The sequence below is a fragment of the Bradyrhizobium sp. SOJA106 genome, from assembly GCF_059448745.1.
Map to the genome: position 1 here is coordinate 4,552,836 of NZ_CM182549.1, position 20,150 is coordinate 4,572,985.

Below are 20,150 nucleotides of genomic sequence, written 5' to 3' on the forward strand. Positions count from 1 at the left end.
ATGCCCGTAGGTAGCATTCTCGTTGCTGATGACGACACCGCCATCCGCACGGTTCTCAACCAGGCACTATCCCGCGCCGGCTATGAAGTCAGGCTCACCGGCAACGCCGCAACCCTGTGGCGCTGGGTCAGCCAGGGGGAGGGCGATCTCGTCATTACCGACGTGGTGATGCCGGATGAAAACGCCTTCGACCTGTTGCCGCGGATCAAGAAGATGCGGCCCAATCTGCCCGTCATCGTCATGAGCGCGCAGAACACGTTCATGACGGCGATCCGCGCCTCCGAGCGCGGCGCCTATGAATATCTGCCAAAACCCTTCGACCTGAAGGAGCTGATCGCCATCGTCGGCCGCGCGCTGGCCGAGCCAAAGGAACGGGTCTCGACGCCGGACGAGGACGCCGAGATGGAAGCGATCCCGCTGGTCGGCCGCTCGCCGGCGATGCAGGAAATCTACCGCGTGCTGGCGCGGCTGATGCAGACCGATCTCACCGTGATGATCACGGGCGAGTCCGGCACCGGCAAGGAGCTGGTGGCGCGCGCGCTGCACGATTACGGCAAGCGCCGCAACGGCCCGTTCGTCGCCGTCAACATGGCCGCGATCCCGCGCGACCTCATCGAGTCCGAGCTGTTCGGCCATGAGCGCGGCGCCTTCACCGGCGCCAACACCCGCGCCTCCGGCCGGTTCGAGCAGGCCGAGGGCGGCACGCTGTTCCTGGACGAGATCGGCGACATGCCGATGGAGGCGCAGACCCGATTGCTGCGCGTGCTGCAGCAGGGCGAGTACACCACGGTCGGCGGCCGCACGCCGATCAAGACCGACGTGCGCATCGTCGCGGCCTCCAACAAGGATCTGCGCGTCCTGATCCAGCAGGGCCTGTTCCGCGAAGATTTGTTCTTCCGCCTCAACGTCGTGCCGCTGCGGCTACCGCCCTTGCGCGAGCGCATCGAGGACCTGCCGGATCTCGTGCGGCACTTCTTCACGCTGGCCGAGAAAGACGGCCTTCCGCCGAAGAAGCTGGACGCGCTGGCGCTGGAGCGCCTCAAGCAGCACCGCTGGCCCGGCAACGTGCGCGAACTGGAAAACCTCGCCCGGCGCCTCGCCGCGCTGTATCCGCAGGACGTCATCACCGCCTCCGTCATCGACGGCGAGCTGGCGCCGCCCGCGGTCAGTCCCGGAGCGGCGGTCCAGCAGGGCGTCGACAATCTCGGCGGCGCGGTGGAGGCATATCTGTCCTCGCACTTCCAGGGCTTTCCCAACGGCATGCCGCCGCCGGGCCTGTATCACCGCATTCTCAAGGAGATCGAGGTCCCGCTGCTCACGGCCGCGCTCGCCGCCACCCGCGGCAACCAGATCCGCGCCGCGGACCTGCTCGGCCTCAACCGCAACACGCTGCGCAAGAAGATCCGGGATCTCGATATCCAGGTCTACCGAAGCGGGGGCTAGTTCCGAACCAGTGGCTCAGCTCCCTCGACCAGAGCGGAGCTGAGCCTGTCCGGATCGCGCTGGCCGTTGTGGCTGACGCGGTGGCAGAAGTCCGGATCGGGCCGAAACGTTCCGCCGGAACGCAGAAATCGGTACATTGCCGGATCGGCGCGACGCCAAAAGCCTATCTGACGAGACGGCTCGAGACCGGCATCGCGGCGGCGATATTGCTTGTCGGCTCCTGGAGCCCGGGTCCGTTGACCAGCAAGTCAGCGGCCACGATCAGCACCAGAACGGCCGAGACCATCATGGCGAGAAAGAACCTATCCATGCCGGTCAAGCCGGAAGGGTGACCATACGTTCCGACCTTCTGGCGATAGGCCTGTGGATGCGCCGGTCCGCCGCGGGACAGGCGCCGCGGAATTGTCGCAATTCGGCAACAATGTGGTACGAATACATCAGTATCCGCCCCGCCGCGGACCCCGTTTTCAGCACCATTGCCGGAATGACCAGCCAAGAGACCTCGGCCGCACACTTTGACACGGCCTCACCGGAAGAGCCGCGCCGTTGGTCGGTACGCCGCTGGCTGGCCCCGCTGGCCGTGGCCATGGCACTGCTGTCGGCGCTTCTGACGTTCCTGGTCCTGACCGGCCTGACGCAGATCGAGCCGACGCCGGAGGTGGTCCGCTCGTTCTACCTGATCAACGCCGCCACGATCCTGCTCCTGGTCGGCATCATCGTCCGGGAACTCTGGCAGCTGATCCTGGCCCGCCGGCGCGGACGTGCGGCGGCGCGCCTTCATGTCCAGATCGTCAGCCTGTTCTCGATCGTGGCGGTGCTGCCGGCGGTGCTGGTCGCCGTCGTTGCCAATGTCACCATCGAGCGCGGTCTCGACCGGCTGTTCTCGGGTCCCACTAAGGAAGTGATCCAGAATTCGCTGACGATCGCGCGGGCCTACATGCAGGACCATGCGCAACTGATCCGCGGCGACATTCTCGGCATGGCCAACGACATCGCCCATGCAAGGCCGCTCTATGACCAGGACCGCCGCTCGTTCCGCGAGCTGCTGACCGCGAGCGCCGGCTCCCGCAATTTGCCGGGCGCGATGATCATCGACAAGAACACCAACATCCTGGAATCCGCCGATACCGGCATGCGGCTGGCCTATTCGCCGCCGGCGCCGGACTTCCTCAGCAACGTCAACGAATCCGAGCCCGAGATCGCGGTGCTGCCGGATGCGAGCTTCGTTGCGGCGGTGATCCGCCTCCGCGCCTTCAACGATACCTTCCTCTACGTCGCGCGGCCGCTCGATCCCAACGTGGTCGCTCAGCTCAAGCAGACCGAGGTCAGCGTCGCCGAATACGCCCAGATCGAATCACGGCGACTCGGCATCCAGGTCGCCTTTGCGCTGATGTTCGCGGTGATCGCGCTGACGATCCTGATGGCCTCGGTACTGATCGGCCTCAACTTCGCCAACTCGCTGGTCTCGCCGATCCGGCGGCTGATGAACGCGGCCCACACCGTCTCGACCGGCGACCTGCACGTCCAGGTGCCCGTGCACCAGTCGGAGGGCGACCTCGCGCAGTTGGGCGAGACCTTCAACAAGATGACGCAGGAGCTGCGGAGCCAGCGCGACGAGCTCGTCAGCGCCAGCGACCTCATCGACAGCCGGCGCCGCTTCATCGAGGCCGTGCTGTCCTCGGCGAGCGCCGGCATCATCGGTGTCGACACCTCGGGCAGCGTTGGCATCCTCAACCGCTCTGCCGAGAAGCTGATCGGGCACTCCGAGGCGGAGACGCTCGGCCATCCGCTCTCCGACGTGCTGCCCGAGCTCGAGGAGATGATGAAGACCGCGCGGGAAGGGACCCAGCGCCTGGTGCAGGGCCAGATCACGATCACGCGCGACGGCACCGAGCGCAATCTGTCCGTGCGCGTCAGTGCCGAGAAGAACCAGCCGCACGACAGCTACATCATTACGCTCGACGACATCACCGAGCTGGTCTCGGCGCAGCGCACCTCGGCCTGGGGCGACGTGGCGCGCCGCATCGCCCACGAGATCAAGAACCCGCTGACGCCGATCCAGCTGTCGGCCGAGCGCATCCGCCGCAAGTTCGGCAAGACCATCACCGAGGACAAGGACAAGCAGATCTTCGACCAGTGCACCGACACCATCGTGCGCCAGGTCGACGACATCAGGCGCATGGTCGACGAGTTCTCGCGCTTCGCGCGGATGCCGAAGCCGGTGATGGAAGGTGAGGATGTCGCCGACACCGTCCGGCAGGCGGTGTTCCTGATGAAGGTCGCCCATCCCGAGCTCGATATCGAAGCCGAGTTCAAGGAGGATCCGCTACGCGCCCAGTTCGACCGGCGGCTGATCTCGCAGGCGGTCACCAACATCATCAAGAACGCCACCGAGGCGATCGAGCAGGTTCCGCCGGAGGAGCTCGGCAAGGACGGCGGAAAGGGCCGCATCGACGTCGTGGTCTCGCGCGAGGGCGCGGACGTGCTGATCGACGTCATCGACAACGGCATCGGCCTGCCCAAGGTCGCGCGCTCGCGGCTGCTTGAACCCTACGTGACCACGCGCGCCAAGGGCACCGGCCTTGGCCTTGCCATCGTCGGGCGCGTGCTGGAGGACCATGGCGGGCGCATCGAATTGAAGGACGCCTCCGACTTCCGCGAGGGCCAGCGTGGCGCCTGGATGCGCCTGCGCTTTGCGATCTCCGGCCAACCGGCGAAGTCCGAAACGGCCGAAGCGGCACCGGCGGCCAAGGAGGTGGCCGGCGCCGCCGTCAAGGATCAGGCGCAAGAAACAAAACGACTGTCGGCCGAAACCAAAGAGCCGGCAGAAGTGACCAATGATTCAACGAAAATCGAAGCCTCAACAGGCAGCTGAGAAGACAGGCGGCGACCCATGGCTAGTGAAATTCTGATTGTCGATGATGAGGCCGATATTCGGGATCTCGTTGCGGGTATTCTCGAAGACGAGGGTTTTGTCACGAGGACCGCGCGCGACAGCGATACGGCGCTCGCCGAGATCGCCAACCGGAGGCCGCATCTGGTCTTCCTCGACATCTGGCTCCAGGGCTCCAAGCTCGACGGCTTGCAGCTGCTCGAGCAGGTCAAGAAGGACAATGCCGATCTGCCCGTCGTGATGATCTCCGGCCACGGCAACATCGAGACCGCGGTCGCCGCGATCAAGCGCGGCGCCTACGACTTCATCGAGAAGCCGTTCAAGGCGGACCGGCTCATCCTGGTCGCAACCCGTGCGCTGGAGAACTCGCGGCTCAAGCGCGAGGTCAAGGAGCTGAAGCAGCTCGCGCCGAGCGCAAGCCAGCTGGTCGGCCGCTCGCCGAGCATGAACCAGCTGCGCCAGACCATCGAGCGCGCAGCAAAGGCCAACAGCCGCATCCTGATCGTCGGCCCCGCCGGCGCCGGCAAGGAATTGACCGCGCGCACGCTGCACACGGCCTCGGGCCGCGCCGACGGTCCCTTCGTCGTCATCAACGCCGCCGCGATCACGCCCGAGCGCATGGAGCACGAGCTGTTCGGCGTCGAGCAGACGAACGGCGAGCAGCCGCGCAAGCCCGGCGCACTCGAAGAGGCCCATGGCGGCACGCTGTTCATCGACGAGATTGCGGACATGCCGCGTGAGACCCAGAACAAGATCCTGCGCGTTCTGGTCGAGCAGTCGTTCCAGCGCGTCGGCGGCACCGCCAAGGTGCAGGTCGACGTGCGCATCATCTCCTCCACCGCGCGCAATCTCGAGGAGGAGATCGCGGCCGGCCGTTTCCGCGAGGACCTCTATCACCGCCTCTCGGTGGTGCCGATCCGCGTGCCCGCGCTCTCGGAGCGGCGCGAGGACATTCCGGAATTGATCGATTATTTCATGGAGCAGATCTCGGCCGGCAGCGGCCTGCCCAAGCGGCAGATCGGTCAGGATGCGATGGCGGTGCTGCAATCGCACGTCTGGCCCGGCAATGTGCGCCAGCTCCGCAACAACGTTGAGAGGGTCATGATTCTGGCCGCGGGCGGCCCGGAAGTGATCATCACGGCCGACATGCTGCCGCAGGACGTCGGCTCGATGGTGCCGGCGATGCCGACCAGCAACAATGGCGAACACATCATGGGCCTGCCGCTGCGCGAGGCGCGCGAAGTGTTCGAGCGCGACTATTTGATTGCACAGATCAGCCGTTTTTCAGGAAATATTTCTCGTACGGCCGAGTTCGTTGGCATGGAACGGTCGGCCTTGCACCGCAAGTTGAAGGCACTCGGGGTCGGCTGATGCGGTGACGCATCAGGGATAAGCGAGGAAAATCATCGATTTCCGTAGTTTTTCGGAGCAAACGGGCAGGCGCTGCCGCGTGAAGCGGCTTGCCTAATAACCCATCCTGCCCTCTAATCGAACCGCTGTTCCTCCGAGGGGGATCTCATGAGGAGCGGCAACCGGATGAGACCCCATATTTTGAAAAGCGGGGCGCAACCGGCGCAATAAAAAGAAACTCAAAGCGAGAAAAAAACAATGGCGGCAGACCGCGCACAAAACCTACAGGACACCTTCCTTAATCACGTTCGCAAAACCAAGACGCCACTAACGATCTTTCTGGTCAACGGAGTGAAGCTCCAGGGCATCGTGACCTGGTTCGACAATTTCTGTTTGCTGCTTCGGCGCGACGGTCACTCGCAGCTCGTCTACAAGCATGCGATCTCGACCATCATGCCGGGCGCTCCGATCCAGTTGTTCGAAGGCGGCGAGGATCAGCCGGCTTGAGAGTGATCTGATTGGAACCCCGGAATTTCGACGGGGGTGGCGACCGTCCGCGGTCGGCAGGGGCTAGGCAGACGGGGCGGGTGCTTGTCATCGGCCCCTATTTGCGAGCGCGCGCGGGAAGTGCTGACGCGCAATCGGAAAGCCATGTCCAACGCAATTCCGAGGCCCGGCTCGACGAAGCCGCGGGCCTCGCGCGTGCGATCGACCTCGTCATTGCCGATGCCATCATCGCGCCGATCAGCCAGATCCGGCCCGCAACCTATATCGGCAAGGGCAAGGTCGAGGAGATCGCCGCGCTGGCCAAGAGCCTCGACGTCGAGCTCGTGGTGATGGATTGCGCATTGGCACCGATCCAGCAGCGCAATCTCGAGAAGGAGCTGCACGCCAAGGTGCTCGACCGCACCGGGCTCATCCTCGAAATCTTCGGCCGCCGCGCCAAGACCAAGGAGGGCGCGCTCCAGGTCGAGCTGGCGCATCTCAACTACCAGCGCTCGCGCCTGGTTCGTTCATGGACGCATCTGGAGCGCCAGCGCGGCGGCTTCGGATTCATGGGCGGTCCGGGCGAGACCCAGATCGAGGCGGACCGCCGCCTGATCCAGGAGCGCATCACCAAGCTCGAAACCGAGCTGAAGAAGGTGCAGGCGACGCGGCGACTGCATCGCGCCGGGCGCCAGCGCGTGCCGTATCGCGTCGTCGCGCTGGTCGGCTACACCAATGCCGGCAAGTCGACGCTGTTCAACCGTTTGACGCGCGCCGACGTGCAAGCCGCCGACATGCTGTTCGCAACGCTCGACCCGACCTTGCGCGCGCTCAACCTGCCGCATGGCGGCAAGGCGATGCTGTCGGATACCGTCGGCTTCATCTCCAACCTGCCGACCCAGCTCGTCGCCGCCTTTCGCGCCACGCTCGAGGAGGTGCTGGAGGCTGACGTCATCCTGCATGTGCGCGACATCTCGCACGAGGATGCCGAGGCGCAGCAGAGCGACGTCGACGCCGTGCTGCGCCAGCTTGGCATCAATCCCGACGACAGTGGCCGCATCATCGAGGTCTGGAACAAGATCGACCGTTACGATCCCGAACAGCGCGAGGAGCTTCTGAACATCGCCGCGCGCCGGCCGGAGGATCATCCGGCGATGCTGGTGTCCGCCGTATCGGGCGAGGGCATCGACGCCCTGCTCGCCGCGATCGAGGAGCGCCTTGCCGCAAAGCGCACCACGCTCGATCTCTCCATCGACGCCGCCGACGGCGCCGGCATCAGCTGGCTGCACCGCAATGCCGAGGTGCTGGCGAAAGAGCTGCACGACGGCCGTTTCGACATGACCGTGCGGGTCGACGAGACCAAGCGGGACATCGTGGTGAACCGGTTCGACGCCGTGCCGCGTCTGTCGGCATAAACCGATGTTGTCTCGGACAAGCCAAGCGCAGAGCCGGGACCCATCACCACAGGACGTGGTTTGGTGCGCGGTGCTAGCCGCGCGGCGCTGCAGCGAAATCACGCGGTTTGGGTCGCTGCGCCCGTGCGCAATTGCGCACCAGGCAGGGACGACAGCGGAATTAGCGGCGCGCTTCCTTCCGTTCTTCTAACGCCGGCTTCTCGTCGCCCTTAGCCTTGTTCCACAACTCGTCCATCTCTTCCAGCGACGCCTGCTCCAGCGTGCGTCCCTGCGCCTCCAGCGCACGTTCGATGAACGCAAATCGCCGCTCGAATTTCGCATTCGTGGCGCGCAACGCGGCTTCCGGATCGGCGTCGACATGGCGGGCGAGGTTGACGAGGGCGAACATCAGGTCGCCGGTCTCCTCCGCGAGCTCCTGCTTGTCGTTGCGATCGAGCGCGGCTTCGATCTCGTCGGCTTCCTCGCGGATCTTTTGCAGCACCGCGCGCGGGTCGTTCCAGTCGAAGCCGACGGTGGAAGCCTTGCGTTGCAGCTCCATCGCGCGCGTCAGGGCCGGCTGCCCGGCCTTGACGCCTGACAGCAACGACTTGCGCGCAGGCATTTCTTCCGGCGGCCGGCGCGCGGCGCGCTCGGCTTTCTCCTCGGCCTTGATGCGGTCCCAGACTTCCTTGACGTGGTGTGGGGCGAGATTGCCGTCGTTGTCGGCAAAGACATGGGGATGGCGGCGGATCATCTTCCGCGTGATGGCTTCGACGACGTCACCAAACGCAAACGCGTTCTGCTCCGACGCCATCTGGGCGTGGAACACGACCTGGAGCAGCAGGTCGCCAAGCTCCTCCCTGAGATGATCGAGATCACCGCGGGTGATGGCGTCGACCACCTCATAGGCTTCCTCGATCGTGTAGGGCGCGATCGTCGAAAAATCCTGTTCGAGGTCCCAGGGGCAGCCGGTCACCGGCGTGCGCAGCGCCGCCATGATCTCGATCAGGCGGGAAATGTCGCGGGAAGGGGTCATTGCGGGCACTCTCCTGGCTCGAAAACCTTATGCCAAAAGCGGGCCGCCGTTCCCAGCGCCGGCATGCGGAACGGGCTGATTTCCACTGATTGGCGCGCAAGGCGCATGGTGCTAAAGCGCGGGCCATGAGTGACGCATTTTCATCACAAACCGCCTTGGTGCTGTTCTCGGGCGGCCAGGATTCCACCACCTGCCTTGCCTGGGCGCTGAGCCGCTTTGCGCGCGTGGAGACGCTGGGATTCGAGTACGGCCAGCGCCACGCCATTGAGCTCGCCTGCCGCGACCGGCTGCTCGAGGGCATCAAGGGCCTGCGCCCCGATTGGGCCGCAAAGCTCGGCGAGAGCCATACGCTGTCGATCCCGACACTCGCCGCCGTGTCCGAGACCGCGCTGACGCGAGACGTCGCGATCGCGATGGGCGCCGACGGCCTGCCGAATACGTTTGTGCCCGGCCGCAACCTGGTGTTCCTGACCTTTGCGGCAGCGCTGGCCTATCGGCGCGGCATCACGCACATCGTCGGCGGCATGTGCGAGACCGACTATTCCGGCTATCCCGATTGCCGCGACGACACCATCCGCGCCATGCAGGCCGCGCTCTCACTCGGCATGGCCCGGCCATTCGAGCTGCACACGCCGCTGATGTGGATCGACAAGGCCGCGACGTGGAAGCTCGCGTATGATCTCGGCGGCGACGGTCTGGTCGACCTCATCCGCGAGCAATCGCACACCTGCTATCTCGGCGAACGCGGCGCGCAGCATGATTGGGGCTACGGCTGCGGCGAGTGCCCGGCGTGCAACCTGCGGGCGAAGGGGTGGCGGGAGTTCGTGGCGGGGAGGTAGCCAAGGAAATGGTGTCATCGCCCGCGAAACCAGTATTCCAGGGACCGTCCTTGAGCCGAGAGGCCGCGGCGCACTGGATTCCCCGCCTTCGCGGCGAGTGACAGCGGAGCGCTTGGCGCGAGCGTGCCAATCAACGGCCTACCCAAAATCCTCGTCCCGCAGCTCAATCGGCTTGCCGTGCGGGGTGCGATCCGCCGCGTGGTCCCAGGCCTCGCGATAGCGGTGCAGCGTCTCCATTGAGGCGACGCCCTTGCGCGCGACGAGGCCTTCCAGCGTGGCGAGCCAGTGCAAATAATACGTCTCGCCCGTATCGGGATCGCCGGCAGCCTGCGCGCGCTTGATCTCGTCGGCCAGCGCTGCGGCCCATTCGGGCCAGGTGAACACGCCGCGCTCGTGCAGCGTCAATGCCATCGCGAAGGCATGCGCCTCCCAGGGCGCGCGGAACACCAGGCCGTCGTCATCGCGCGGCATGCTCGGGATGGCCGCCGTCGCGGCGGCCGCGGCCGTGCTGCTCATCACGCCGGATCCAGATAAGGCTCGAACGCGTCGATCGACACCTTCAGCGTCGGATCGCCGTCCTCGCCCCAGAGATCGCTGCCTTCGAACACTACGGTGTAGAGCCATTGCGGATTCTCGCCGAGCTCCATCGCTGCCGAGTCCGGAAAGACATGGCAGCCGTGGTTGAGCTCGACGACACCGACATGACCGCGCACATAGCGCGGCAGGCGTGTGTGCGTGGTCGGATGAATGTTCTTGGCGCGAACGCGATCGCCAATGTTGAACTTCGCCGGCGTCTGGGCAGGGCGGGCAAACTTGCCGCGCACCATCACGCGCTCGACATTGGCGAGATCGAACTTGCCGTGCTTGAGCGCCTTACCGGGCTGCAGCGCGTGGCCGACCGCGACTTCGTCGCGGGTGAGATAGCCCTTCTCGATCAGCATCTCCTCGAGCCCGAGGAACCACTTTTCGTAGTAGGAGCTCGACAGATATACGTGCGGCGGCAAGGTCTCGCGGTAGAAGCGCGAGGTGTCGATGTTGAAGGCTCCGGCCGCACCCATCGCGCGCACCATCGCCAGCACGCGGGATTCCCACTCCGCGTGGAACATCGGCTCGTTCGGCTCAGGCTCGACCTTGCCGAAACCGTCCATGCCGCCCATGTCGTGCACGCCGTTCACGACGGCGCTCCGGGCTTGGTCGGAAAGCCGGTGCCGATCATGGAATCGCGGGTCACGAGCTCTGCGAGCTGTTCCTCGCGCCAGCCCTCGGTGCCTTCGGGGCGCATCGGCAGCACCAGGAAGCGCGTTTCCGCCGTGGAGTCCCAGACACGGATTTCCACGTTCTTCGGCAGGCTGACGCCGAAATCGGCGAGCACGCCGCGCGGGTCCTTCACCGCGCGCGAGCGGTAGGGCGCGGCCTTGTACCAGACCGGCGGCAGCCCCAGCATTTCCCAGGGATAGCAGGAGCACAGCGTGCATACGACCATGTTGTGGCGCTCGGGCGTGTTCTCGACGACGACGAGATGATCGCCGACGCGGCTGACATGACCGAGCGTGCCGATCGCTTTGCTGCCGTCCTCCAGCAGCGCCTGCTTGAAGGTCGGATCGGTCCAGGCCTTGGCGACGACGCGCGCGCCGTTATGCGGACCGATCTTGGTCTCATAGGCCTGGATGATGGCATCGAGCGCCGCCGGCTCGACGTAGCCTTTTTCGGTCAGGATCGTTTCGAGGGCGCGCACGCGCAGCTCGGTCTCGGACAGCTCCGAATGATCGTGACCGTGATGATGATGGTCGTGATTTTGGCTCATGAGCCGAAGATAGGCGCAATGGTCCCCGCCTGTCGAGCCGTCCTTGCAGCGCAATCCGGCCACGTGTTCGTGACGCCGATTTGCGCGACGAGGCGCGACAGCGAGCACGCCGGAAACGGCCATTGATCGCCCCACGGCGTCTGCCGTATACGGCCTTGAAGGGACAATAACGGTCCGGCCAACGGGCTGCACCATGCAACGACAATCGAGGGGAGGGCTCATGGCCGCTGGTTCGCAGGCGCCTCAGGCAAAAGGATTTCACTGGAGGCTGGTCGCGCCGCTGGCGGTGTGGCTGGCGATCTATCTGTGGCCGGTCCCGCCGGGGCTCAACGCCAATCAGTGGCACTATTTCGCCGTGTTCGCGGCTGTGATCACCGGGCTCATCCTGGAATCGATGCCGGTCGGCGCTGTCGGCTTCATCGGCCTCACGGTCGCGGGCGTTGCCGGCTACATCGATCCCGATCCCGGCAAGTCGCTGCGCTGGATGCTGGCGGGCTTCGCCGAGAGCACGGTGTGGCTGATCGTCGGTGCCTTCGTGTTCTCGATCGGCTATCGCAAGAGCCAGCTCGGCCGGCGCATCGCGCTGGTGCTGGTGCAGCGGCTCGGCCGCAACACGCTCGGGCTCGGCTATGCCGTGGCGATGTCGGACTTCCTGCTGGCGCCGGCGACGCCGTCGAATACCGCGCGCAGCGGCGGCATCGTCTATCCCATCATCAGCAACATCCCGCGCATCTACGGCTCCGAGCCTGGGCCGACCGCCGGCAAGATCGGCACCTATGTGATGTGGACCGCGTTCGCGGCAACCGCGATCACCAGCTCGCTGTTCTTCACCGCGCTCGCGCCCAATGCGGCGGCATTGGCGATCGCCAAGAAGACCGCCGGCGTCGAGGTGAGCTGGGCGCAGTGGTTCATCGGCTTTGCGCCGCTCGGCATCCTGCTGATGGTGCTCGTGCCGCTGCTCAGCTATGCGGTGTGCCGCCCGGAGGTGAAGCGCAGCCCGGAGATCTCCGAATGGGCGGCGAAAGAGCTCGCCGAGATGGGCCCGATGTCGCGCAACGAGTGGATCATGCTGGTGCTGATCGTGCTCGCGATGTTCCTGTGGATCGCGGGCTCGAGCCCCGACATCCACATTCCCGGAATCGGCTCGAACTTCGTCAACGCCACCACCGTCGTGTTTATCGTGATCTCCCTGATGCTGGTGACGGGCGTGATCGAGTTTGCCGACATCGTCAGCGAGAAGAGCGCCTGGGAGGTGTTCTTCTATTTCACCTCGCTCTTGACGCTGGCCTCGGGCCTAAACGAGATCGGCTTCATCAAATGGTTCGCGACCGAATACGCCAAACCGCTCGCGGGGCTGTCGCCGTCCACCGCAATGCTCCTCCTGGTCGCGCTGTTCTTCTGGATCCACTATTTCTTCTCGAGCATCACTTCGCATGCGGCGGCCGTGTTGCCGGTGGTGCTCGCGGTCGGCTCCGGCATCCCGGGCCTGCCAGTCGTGACGCTCGCCATGCTCTGCATGTATTCGCTCGGCCTGATGGGCGTGATCTCGCCTTATGCGACGGGCCCAGCGCCGATGTATTTCGGCAGCGGCTATATCGGGAAGGGCCAGTTCTGGGGCTTTGGCCTGATCTTCGGGTTGCTCTATTTCGCGGGCCTCCTGCTGATCGTGCTGCCCTGGCTGCAGGTCTGATGAGCCGGGCTGGCGGCCGCGGCTCCGGCAGATGAATTTTCTCTTTGGGGAAGCGTTTTGGAGAACTTCGCCTATCTCCCTGCAAATATCTGACATTGCAAGCAGGAGCGGAACGGGCGATGGTGCGTGCTGCGGTGCAGCGCGTTCCATCCCAGCGCTCGCTCGCGGTTCCATTCCTCGTCGCTCGCTGCGACCCGGCTTCCCGCACGTCTGAACGAGCTGCGGGCCAGCGAATTATTGTGCATGAAGGCCGCTTCCATGAACGCCCACCAATCGCTTGCGATCGGACAACCTATCGCGCCGCCCGAAGCGATTTCATCCGCCGCGCCGGATGCGATGGTCCGCTTCGAAAACATCTCGAAGACCTATCCGGCCTATCGCGGCAAGCCCGGCGTCAACGCCCTGCGCGACATCGACTTCGCGATCCCGCGCGGCTCCATCACCGGCGTGATCGGCCGCTCTGGTGCGGGCAAATCGAGCCTGGTGCGGCTGATCAACGGGCTGGAGAAACCAACCACGGGCCGCGTGATCGTAGACGGCCGCGATATCTCCGCGCTGGCGGGCCGCGCGCTGCGGCTCGCGCAGCGCTCGATCGGCATGATCTTCCAGCACTTCAACCTGCTGTCGTCGCGCACGGCGGCCGACAACATCGCGCTGCCGCTCGAGATCGCCGGCTGGGCCAAGGCCGACATCAGGGCCCGCGTCGCCGAGCTGCTCGCCCTCGTCGGCATCGCCGACAAGCACGACCGTTATCCGTCAGAGCTTTCCGGCGGCCAGAAGCAGCGCGTCGGCATCGCCCGGGCGCTGGCGACGCGCCCGAGCGTACTCTTGTCGGATGAGGCGACCTCGGCGCTGGATCCTCAGACCACGCGCGCGATCCTCGACCTGCTTGCCAACATCAACCGCGAGCTGGGCGTGACCATCGTGCTGATCACCCACGAGATGTCCGTGGTGCGCCAGCTCGCCAAGGAAGTCGTGGTGCTCGATGCCGGCCATGTCGTCGAAAGCGGCCACGTCGCCGACATCTTCACCCATCCGAAGCATCCGATCACGCAATCCTTCCTCGCCGAGGTGATCGGCGACAGCCTTCCGGTCTCGCTGGCGTGCCGGATCGTGGCTGAGCCGTCTGCCGGTGGGCAGGCCGTGATCCGCGTCCAGGTGCGCGGGGCAGGGGCCGGCGACACCCTGGTGGCGCGGCTTGCGCGCGAGCTCGGCCTCGACGTGGCGTTGCTCTCCGCCCGCATCGACGAGATCGGCGGCCAGCATGTGGGCGCGCTGACACTTGGAATTCCCGGCGGCGAGCACGCGGTCGCGCGGACGCTCGCCTGGCTGTCTCAACATCAATTCGCAGCGGAGCGTCTCGGCTATGTCGCCTGAACTCCTCAATCTGATCCTGCAGGCCACCTTTGAGAGCCTGTACATGGTCGGCATCGCAGCGCTGCTCGGCACCTTCTTCGGCCTGCCGCTCGGCGTCTTCCTCGCGACCAGCCGGAAAGGGGAGCTGTTCGCGGCGCCCCTTGTCAACCGCGTGCTCGGCATCATCGTCAACGCGACGCGCTCGACGCCCTTCATCATCCTGGTCGTCGCCATCATCCCATTCACGCGCCTCGTTGCCGGCACCTCGATCGGCTCGACCGCGGCCATCGTGCCCTTGACCATCGCATCCGCGCCTTTCATCGCGCGCCTCGTGGAAGGCGCAATCCGCGAGGTCGATGGCGGCCTGATCGAGACCGCATCCTCGTTCGGCGCATCGCCGATCCAGATCGTGTTCAAGGTGCTGATCCCCGAAGCGCTGCCGGGCCTGCTGCTGGCGCTCACGCTCGCAGTGGTCAGCCTGCTCGGCTACTCCGCCATGGTCGGCGCGGTCGGCGGCGGCGGCTTAGGTGATCTCGGCATCCGCTACGGCTATCAGCGCTTCATGCCCGAGATGATGCTCGCCGTCGTCGTTGTACTGATCGCGCTGGTGCAGCTCGTGCAGAGCGCAGGCGATTATCTCGCGCGCCGGGTGAACCGCCGGCTGCGGCATCGCTGACGCGTTCCAAGCGGGAGAGGGTGCGCCACCTTCTCCGCTCGCACCGGATACCCTCGGCCTAAAGCCCGCTCCCACCCAAATTCCACCCGCGGCCGCCTTCGCCAAAAATCTCGTAGCCCGTCGGCGTGACCGCGACCGTGTCCTCGAGCTTGATGAAGCCGCGCTTCGGATGCTTCATCGTGGTCTCGATCGAGACGACCATGCCGGGCTCGAGCGGCAGGCGGGCATCCGTGTCGGCGTAGGGGACCGGACCCTTGGCAGTCAGGTGAGGGGCCTCATGGCTGACGAGGCCCATGCCGTGGGCCAGGAAGTCCGTGCAGTCGCGCTGGGTAATCTTTCCGAGCTCCCGCTCGGCCGCGACGTAGATATCGCCGCCCATGGCGCCCGGCCGGACTGCCGCAAAGGCGGCGCGCTGCACCGCTTCGATCTCGGCGAGGCAATCCTTCAGCTCGCCGTCTGGCTCGCCGAGCACGGCCATGCGCGCGAGGTCGCCGATATAGCCGTGATAGTTGCCGCCGGAATCGAGCGACAGCACGTCGCCTTGCTCCCAGCGTTGCGAGGACGGTGCGCGGTTGTGGCTGCTGCCGCAAGCGAGCAGGCAGTATTCGAAAGTCAGCCCGCGATTGGCTTCGGCGATGCGTAAGGCATCCGACAATTGCTGTTTGGTTGTGCCCGGGCCATGCTTGCTGATCACCTCCAGCATGGAGGCGATGACGCGCTCGGACGCCGTCTTGAGCTTTGCCAGCTCGTCCGCCGACTTCACCGCGCGCAGCCGCTCCAGCACCAAGAGCGCGTCCTTGAGCGCCGCGCCGGGCAGGGCGTCGGCCAGCGCCTTCCCGGCATCCATCGGCAGGAACGCCATCTCGACCCCGACGCGCTTCAACGGTACGCCTGCGTCCTTGATCAGGTCCACGGCCCGCGTCACGGCATCGACCGAGCCGTTGGACTCGGTCCGGACTTGTGGCACCCATGGCGGCGCCACGGCGCGTTGATGGGTCTCCAGACGGTGGCCGACATAGACGGACTTCTCCGGCGCGCCCTTGGGATAGACCAGTACCGGCAGATAGCGGCTGACGCCAATAGCATCCATGTAGTCGAAGAAGATCGCGCGCTCGGCGCCCAGGAGGTACTGCACATTGTGCTTGGAGGTCGCGACCAGCACGTCGAGGCCGGCGGCTTCCATCAGGCGGTCGAGCTTGGCGGCGTCGAACGGAAGCGCGCGCGAGCGGCCTGTCTGGAAAACGTTCTCCTGCATGACGAACTCCCTGAGTGGCGGTTCAGGCCGCCTTGTTGATCTCTGTTGGGAACGCGGCACCAGTCTAGCACAACCTCCACACCTGCGCGCCCGTCTGGGTCGTATCCATGAAGAATGGAACCAAATCCGGAACGTGTTCAGCTACAGCATGATCCGGACGCGGAGGGCCGCGTGGGCGCTCAAACAATAACCTAAAGCGCGACGATGATTCATCCCAATCTCATCGCGGTTTAGCGTCCACGCCTGAGGTCTTCGGTTGCGCACCTCAGGGTCTCGTGAAGCCAGTCATGCGATGGCTCGCCAGCGATCCGTTCGTGCCACAGCAGCCGGACCTCGACAGGAGTTGTGGCGTAGGGCAGCTCGTAGGACGTGATGGCATGCGCGCGCTGGAAGGCCCTCGCCAATGGACGCGGAACGATGGCTGCGAGTTCAGAATCCGCGAGCAGGGCGGGCAAAGCGAGGAAATGCGGCAGCGAAACAGCTATACGCGGCGGCCGGTCGCTTTCGGACAATGCCCGTTCCAGCGCCGCGCGATCGTACATTTCCGATCGCCTGGCAAGGCCACGCTCGGAGATGAAGCCTCCGATTGCTCCCTCCTGCTCGCCGCCGAAGGAGACAACGACCAGCGGCATGCGTGCCAAGGCCGCGTTGTCGATCCGGCCGAGCTTGCGCTTTCCGCCGACGATCAGCACGTCGTCATATTCGAACAACAGCGAGGTGCGGAAGCGGCTTGGCGGATCCGAGAAGACGCCGATCGCAACGTCGATGCGGCCAAGGTCGATCTGCTCGGCGAGGTCGATCCGCGTCACCGGCTTGATGATGAGGTCTATCGCCGGCGCTTCAGCCTTCAGTATCTTCAGGAGCGGTGAGGCCAGCACCATCGTGGTGAAATCATTGGCGGCGAGGGTGAACTGCTTCGTGGAGGTCGCCGGAACGAAGCTCGGCAGCTCGACCGCGGCCTCGAGAGATCGTAGGGCTTCGCGAATCTGTGGGGCCATCGTCAATGCGCGCGCCGTCGGCTGCATGCCGGTTGCCGTGCGCACGAACAGATCGTCTTCCAGCATCTCGCGCAGCCGGGCGAGCGAATGGCTCACGGCGGATTGACTGAGGGCAACCCTTTGGCTCGCCCGCAGCACGCTTCGCTCCTCCATGACCGCGTCGAAGACCTTGAGCAGGTTCAGGTCCAGGGTCTTGAAGGAAACAGCCACGAGCAGCCCACCGTCTCAAGGCGGATCGCGCGCCCGTTGCGTATCTGCGATCTGATGCAGTTAAGGCCAACCACGCAGCCGACGCAACCGAGCAGGGTGCCCGGACCGCGACGCCAGGCCGTTCGCCTCACCAATCTGAAGATCGTTCAGGATCACTCTGCAAGAGTTTCACTTCCGCAATTGCGCGATCCCGTCATGATCCCGGCGCCGGATTTGGAGGAGACGGGCAATGCACTCCTGCGGAATGTCGATTGGAGCTTTCGGAATAGCACTGGCACTGCTCACGGCGTCGCCGGTTGCGCAGGATGGTCCGGTGAAGCTCGGCGTCCTCACCGACATGTCCTCGCTCTACGCCGACAATGGCGGCCAGGGCTCGGTTGTCGCCGCGCAAATGGCTGTCGACGATTTCGGTGGTCAGGTGCTGGGCCGCAGCATCCAGATCGTCGCGGGCGATCATCAGAACAAGGCCGATGTTGGTGCGACCGTCGCCCGGCGGTGGCTTGAAAACGAAAATGTCGAGGTCATTCTCGACGTTCCGAACTCTGCTGTCGCGCTGGCGGTGCAGGGCATCACGCGCGACAAGAAGAAGCTCTTCCTCGCCACCGGCGCTGCCACGTCCCGCCTCACCGGTGACGAATGCTCGCCGACCGGCATTCACTGGACCTACGACACCTATGCGCTGTCACAGGGAACGACGCGGGCGATGTCGCGTCTCGGCGCGAAGTCCTGGTACTTTATTTCGGTCGACTATTCCCTCGGCGCACAGCTCGAGGCCGACAGCCGCAAGGTCATCGACGTCATGGGCGGTAAGGTGCTCGGCGCCGCAAAACATCCGATCAACACGCCCGATTTCTCCTCCTTTCTGCTCCAGGCACAGTCCTCGAAGGCCGACGTGATCGCGCTGGCCGATTCCGGCGGCGACTTCATCAACGCCGTCAAGCAGGCCGGCGAATTCGGCATCACGCAGCATCAGAAGCTGGTCGGGCTGCTGGTGTTCATCGCCGACATTCACAGTCTCGGACTGCCGAGCGCCCAGGGCCTGATGCTGAGCTCGGCGTTCTATTGGGACCTGAACGAGGACACGCGGGCGTGGTCGAAGCGCTTCATCGCAAAGACCCAGAAGGTCCCGACCATGATCCACGCCGGCACCTATGGCGCGGTGATGCACTATCTCAAAGCGGTCCAGGCGGCAGGCACGCTGGACGGGCCGACCGTCGCCGCCAGGATGCGCGAGCTGCCCGTGAACGATTTCATGACGCGAAATGGGCGGATCCGCGATGACGGCCGGCTGGTCCGCGACATGTATCTGTTTCGCGTCAAGTCGCCCGAGCAATCCAGGTACAGGTTCGACTACTACGAGCTGCTGGCGACCATTCCGGGAGAGGAGGCTTTCCAGCCGATGGAGCAAGGCGGATGTCCGCTCTTGAGCAAGCCATGAGCGGCGCGGGCTCAACGGCGCAGAACCGTATCGACGAGATCATCGAAGGCCGCTTTGCATGCCGCGAATTCTCCAGCGAGCCGGTCGGGCGAGGGACCATCGAGCAGATTCTCCGTGTGGCGCGGTTTGCGCCAAGCGGCGCCAATATCCAGCCATGGCACGTCTACGTGCTGGCGGGCGCCGCCAAGGACAGGGTGTCGGCGGCCCTGCGCGAGGCGCACGAAACCGCCCGCGATGCGCACGTGTCGGAATACAGCTACTACGCCCGCGACCTGCCCGAACCCTATCTGCAGCGACGACAGGAGTTCGGACGGTTGTTCTATGGCGCGCTCCGCATCGCCCAAACCGATATCGAGGCGAGGGCTGCCCAAACTGCCAAGAACTATGCATTTTTCGGTGCGCCCGTCGGGTTGATCGTCACCATCGACCGGCGCCTTGAGGTCGGCAGCTGGCTCGACCTCGGCATGTTCGTCCAGAACGTGCTGCTGGCCGCGGCAGGCCATGGGCTTCAGTCCTGTCCGCAGGAGACGTTCTCGAAATATCACCGGATCCTGCGTCCGCTGCTGTCGATCCCGGCGGAGCAGATGGTGGTGTGCGGCATCTCGATCGGACGCGCCAGGAATCAAACCGCGGGCCGGTTGATGCCGCGCGCGGACCTTGCGGAGTTCGCTTCTTTTGCGGGCTTCGAAGAACAAAGTGCAACCCAAATGGAAAGGACAAGCCCATGGGAAGCCGAGACGACCTGATTGCGCGCAGCATTCCGTTTCTGCGCGAGGTCAAGGACATGACGCCCGGCGCCGAGATGGAGCGGTGGCTCAATGCGACATACGGCGAGGGCAGCCCGCTCTATCAGGACCTGGCCCGGCTGATAAAGCTCGGGGTCGCCGAAGGCTGGGCGGCCAACCAGGAGGTCGATGGTCCGAACTACCGGCGCAGCCGCATCCTGGAGCCGGTGCCGGAGACGTTCCAGTTCAGCATCACGGCGGTCTACATGAACAGCACCGATCCCCGCCGCTTCAAGGACGAGGACGACCACGACGTCCTGCGCGGGCAGTATCACGGTCATCCCTATGGCGAGCTGAACCTGGTCGTGCCCCTGGACAAGGGCGCCCAGCTGAAGGGGCTGCAGGGTTGGCAGGGGCCCGGCTGGACGGCGCCCGATCCCGGCAGCCGGCACTATCCCGAGGTCCGCGGCGGCGCCGTCATTGCGCTGTTCTATCTGCCCGCCGGACGCATCTCGTATGATTTCGCAGCGCCGTCCTGATGGGTGGTCGGACGATCG

Annotated in this window: 20 protein-coding genes; 13 read left to right on the forward strand and 7 right to left on the reverse strand. The window is 65.1% G+C overall.

Annotation, left to right across the window (positions count from 1 at the left end; all coding sequences use genetic code 11):
- On the forward strand, positions 1–1,443 hold the full coding sequence (gene ntrC / locus AC5V87_RS21015; protein ID WP_456838467.1) for a nitrogen regulation protein NR(I): 1,443 nt from the start codon (positions 1–3) through the stop codon (positions 1,441–1,443).
- 163 nt (positions 1,444–1,606) lie between these two features.
- Here the strand turns inward: ntrC and AC5V87_RS21020 are convergent, their stop codons facing one another.
- Positions 1,607–1,753 (reverse strand): hypothetical protein, encoded by a 147-nt coding sequence (locus AC5V87_RS21020; protein WP_456838466.1) that lies wholly within the window; start codon positions 1,751–1,753, stop codon positions 1,607–1,609.
- Between the two features lie 174 nt (positions 1,754–1,927).
- On the opposite strand from AC5V87_RS21020, the gene AC5V87_RS21025 reads away from it, so the two are divergent.
- From AC5V87_RS21025 to hflX, 4 genes are all read left to right on the forward strand, one after another.
- Positions 1,928–4,318, forward strand: coding sequence for a sensor histidine kinase (locus AC5V87_RS21025; protein WP_495367663.1), 2,391 nt, complete (start codon positions 1,928–1,930; stop codon positions 4,316–4,318).
- An 18-nt stretch (positions 4,319–4,336) separates the two neighbouring features.
- Complete coding sequence (gene ntrX / locus AC5V87_RS21030) at positions 4,337–5,707, forward strand: nitrogen assimilation response regulator NtrX (protein WP_456838464.1); 1,371 nt, start codon at positions 4,337–4,339, stop codon at positions 5,705–5,707.
- Positions 5,708–5,944: 237 nt separating this feature from the next.
- A complete protein-coding gene (gene hfq / locus AC5V87_RS21035; protein WP_007591126.1) occupies positions 5,945–6,193 on the forward strand; it encodes an RNA chaperone Hfq in 249 nt (82 codons plus the stop codon).
- A gap of 11 nt (positions 6,194–6,204) precedes the next feature.
- Positions 6,205–7,587, forward strand: coding sequence for a GTPase HflX (hflX, locus tag AC5V87_RS21040; RefSeq protein WP_495367664.1), 1,383 nt, complete (start codon positions 6,205–6,207; stop codon positions 7,585–7,587).
- A 160-nt stretch (positions 7,588–7,747) separates the two neighbouring features.
- On the opposite strand, the gene mazG is transcribed toward hflX, so the two are convergent.
- A complete protein-coding gene (gene mazG, locus AC5V87_RS21045; RefSeq protein WP_495367665.1) occupies positions 7,748–8,602 on the reverse strand; it encodes a nucleoside triphosphate pyrophosphohydrolase in 855 nt (284 codons plus the stop codon).
- 125 nt (positions 8,603–8,727) lie between these two features.
- Between mazG and queC the strand changes: the two genes are divergently transcribed.
- Positions 8,728–9,441 (forward strand): 7-cyano-7-deazaguanine synthase QueC, encoded by a 714-nt coding sequence (queC, locus tag AC5V87_RS21050; protein ID WP_495367666.1) that lies wholly within the window; start codon positions 8,728–8,730, stop codon positions 9,439–9,441.
- Positions 9,442–9,579: 138 nt separating this feature from the next.
- Here the strand turns inward: queC and AC5V87_RS21055 are convergent, their stop codons facing one another.
- The 3 genes from AC5V87_RS21055 to nthA are packed head-to-tail and all read right to left on the reverse strand — an operon-like array spanning position 9,580 to position 11,245.
- Entirely contained in the window at positions 9,580–9,957 is a 378-nt protein-coding gene (locus tag AC5V87_RS21055; protein ID WP_495367667.1) for a nitrile hydratase accessory protein, read from the reverse strand.
- On the reverse strand, positions 9,957–10,616 hold the full coding sequence (gene nthB / locus AC5V87_RS21060) for a nitrile hydratase subunit beta (protein ID WP_495367668.1): 660 nt from the start codon (positions 10,614–10,616) through the stop codon (positions 9,957–9,959). The genes AC5V87_RS21055 and nthB overlap by 1 nt, the downstream gene beginning before the upstream one ends.
- The gene (nthA, locus tag AC5V87_RS21065) at positions 10,613–11,245 is read right to left on the reverse strand and encodes a nitrile hydratase subunit alpha (RefSeq protein WP_495367669.1); all 633 of its coding nucleotides are present in this window, start codon (positions 11,243–11,245) and stop codon (positions 10,613–10,615) included. The genes nthB and nthA overlap by 4 nt, the downstream gene beginning before the upstream one ends.
- On the opposite strand from nthA, the gene AC5V87_RS21070 reads away from it, so the two are divergent.
- From AC5V87_RS21070 to AC5V87_RS21085, 4 genes are all read left to right on the forward strand, one after another.
- Positions 11,204–11,371 carry a hypothetical protein gene (locus tag AC5V87_RS21070; RefSeq protein ID WP_456843574.1) on the forward strand — a complete coding sequence of 56 codons (168 nt, stop codon included), beginning with the start codon at positions 11,204–11,206 and terminating at the stop codon, positions 11,369–11,371. The genes nthA and AC5V87_RS21070 overlap by 42 nt on opposite strands.
- Before the next feature lie 94 nt (positions 11,372–11,465).
- A complete protein-coding gene (locus AC5V87_RS21075) occupies positions 11,466–12,935 on the forward strand; it encodes a DASS family sodium-coupled anion symporter (RefSeq protein WP_456838457.1) in 1,470 nt (489 codons plus the stop codon).
- 258 nt (positions 12,936–13,193) lie between these two features.
- Positions 13,194–14,312: a methionine ABC transporter ATP-binding protein gene (locus AC5V87_RS21080; RefSeq protein WP_495367670.1), complete on the forward strand. Its 1,119-nt coding sequence runs from the start codon at positions 13,194–13,196 to the stop codon at positions 14,310–14,312.
- A complete protein-coding gene (locus AC5V87_RS21085; protein WP_456838455.1) occupies positions 14,302–14,967 on the forward strand; it encodes a methionine ABC transporter permease in 666 nt (221 codons plus the stop codon). The genes AC5V87_RS21080 and AC5V87_RS21085 overlap by 11 nt, the downstream gene beginning before the upstream one ends.
- Positions 14,968–15,025: 58 nt before the next feature.
- On the opposite strand, the gene AC5V87_RS21090 is transcribed toward AC5V87_RS21085, so the two are convergent.
- Positions 15,026–16,222: a M24 family metallopeptidase gene (locus AC5V87_RS21090; RefSeq protein WP_495367671.1), complete on the reverse strand. Its 1,197-nt coding sequence runs from the start codon at positions 16,220–16,222 to the stop codon at positions 15,026–15,028.
- A 230-nt stretch (positions 16,223–16,452) separates the two neighbouring features.
- A complete protein-coding gene (locus tag AC5V87_RS21095; protein ID WP_495367672.1) occupies positions 16,453–17,430 on the reverse strand; it encodes a LysR family transcriptional regulator in 978 nt (325 codons plus the stop codon).
- Positions 17,431–17,659: 229 nt separating this feature from the next.
- Between AC5V87_RS21095 and AC5V87_RS21100 the strand changes: the two genes are divergently transcribed.
- Genes AC5V87_RS21100 through AC5V87_RS21110 form a run of 3 tightly spaced genes read left to right on the forward strand, consistent with a single transcriptional unit; the run spans position 17,660 to position 20,132 of the window.
- Positions 17,660–18,868 carry an ABC transporter substrate-binding protein gene (locus tag AC5V87_RS21100; protein WP_495367673.1) on the forward strand — a complete coding sequence of 403 codons (1,209 nt, stop codon included), beginning with the start codon at positions 17,660–17,662 and terminating at the stop codon, positions 18,866–18,868.
- Positions 18,865–19,614 carry a nitroreductase gene (locus AC5V87_RS21105; protein ID WP_456838452.1) on the forward strand — a complete coding sequence of 250 codons (750 nt, stop codon included), beginning with the start codon at positions 18,865–18,867 and terminating at the stop codon, positions 19,612–19,614. The genes AC5V87_RS21100 and AC5V87_RS21105 overlap by 4 nt, the downstream gene beginning before the upstream one ends.
- The gene (locus AC5V87_RS21110) at positions 19,593–20,132 is read left to right on the forward strand and encodes a 4-hydroxylaminobenzoate lyase (RefSeq protein WP_456838451.1); all 540 of its coding nucleotides are present in this window, start codon (positions 19,593–19,595) and stop codon (positions 20,130–20,132) included. The genes AC5V87_RS21105 and AC5V87_RS21110 overlap by 22 nt, the downstream gene beginning before the upstream one ends.
- Positions 20,133–20,150: the final 18 nt, after the last annotated feature.

Bases quoted from the DNA above. Each gene is read 5' to 3' on its own strand.
- AC5V87_RS21110 (WP_456838451.1), top strand. From the start codon at position 19,593: ATGGGAAGCCGAGACGACCTGATTGCGCGCAGCATTCCGTTTCTGCGC.
- AC5V87_RS21100 (WP_495367673.1), top strand. From the start codon at position 17,660: ATGCACTCCTGCGGAATGTCGATTGGAGCTTTCGGAATAGCACTGGCA.
- AC5V87_RS21055 (WP_495367667.1), bottom strand. From the start codon at position 9,957: ATGAGCAGCACGGCCGCGGCCGCCGCGACGGCGGCCATCCCGAGCATG.
- AC5V87_RS21070 (WP_456843574.1), top strand. From the start codon at position 11,204: ATGATCGTGACCGTGATGATGATGGTCGTGATTTTGGCTCATGAGCCG.
- ntrC (WP_456838467.1), top strand. From the start codon at position 1: ATGCCCGTAGGTAGCATTCTCGTTGCTGATGACGACACCGCCATCCGC.
- AC5V87_RS21090 (WP_495367671.1), bottom strand. From the start codon at position 16,222: ATGCAGGAGAACGTTTTCCAGACAGGCCGCTCGCGCGCGCTTCCGTTC.
- mazG (WP_495367665.1), bottom strand. From the start codon at position 8,602: ATGACCCCTTCCCGCGACATTTCCCGCCTGATCGAGATCATGGCGGCG.
- AC5V87_RS21080 (WP_495367670.1), top strand. From the start codon at position 13,194: ATGAACGCCCACCAATCGCTTGCGATCGGACAACCTATCGCGCCGCCC.
- AC5V87_RS21020 (WP_456838466.1), bottom strand. From the start codon at position 1,753: ATGGATAGGTTCTTTCTCGCCATGATGGTCTCGGCCGTTCTGGTGCTG.
- nthA (WP_495367669.1), bottom strand. From the start codon at position 11,245: ATGAGCCAAAATCACGACCATCATCATCACGGTCACGATCATTCGGAG.
- AC5V87_RS21085 (WP_456838455.1), top strand. From the start codon at position 14,302: ATGTCGCCTGAACTCCTCAATCTGATCCTGCAGGCCACCTTTGAGAGC.
- AC5V87_RS21105 (WP_456838452.1), top strand. From the start codon at position 18,865: ATGAGCGGCGCGGGCTCAACGGCGCAGAACCGTATCGACGAGATCATC.
- queC (WP_495367666.1), top strand. From the start codon at position 8,728: ATGAGTGACGCATTTTCATCACAAACCGCCTTGGTGCTGTTCTCGGGC.
- AC5V87_RS21025 (WP_495367663.1), top strand. From the start codon at position 1,928: ATGACCAGCCAAGAGACCTCGGCCGCACACTTTGACACGGCCTCACCG.
- hfq (WP_007591126.1), top strand. From the start codon at position 5,945: ATGGCGGCAGACCGCGCACAAAACCTACAGGACACCTTCCTTAATCAC.
- ntrX (WP_456838464.1), top strand. From the start codon at position 4,337: ATGGCTAGTGAAATTCTGATTGTCGATGATGAGGCCGATATTCGGGAT.
- AC5V87_RS21075 (WP_456838457.1), top strand. From the start codon at position 11,466: ATGGCCGCTGGTTCGCAGGCGCCTCAGGCAAAAGGATTTCACTGGAGG.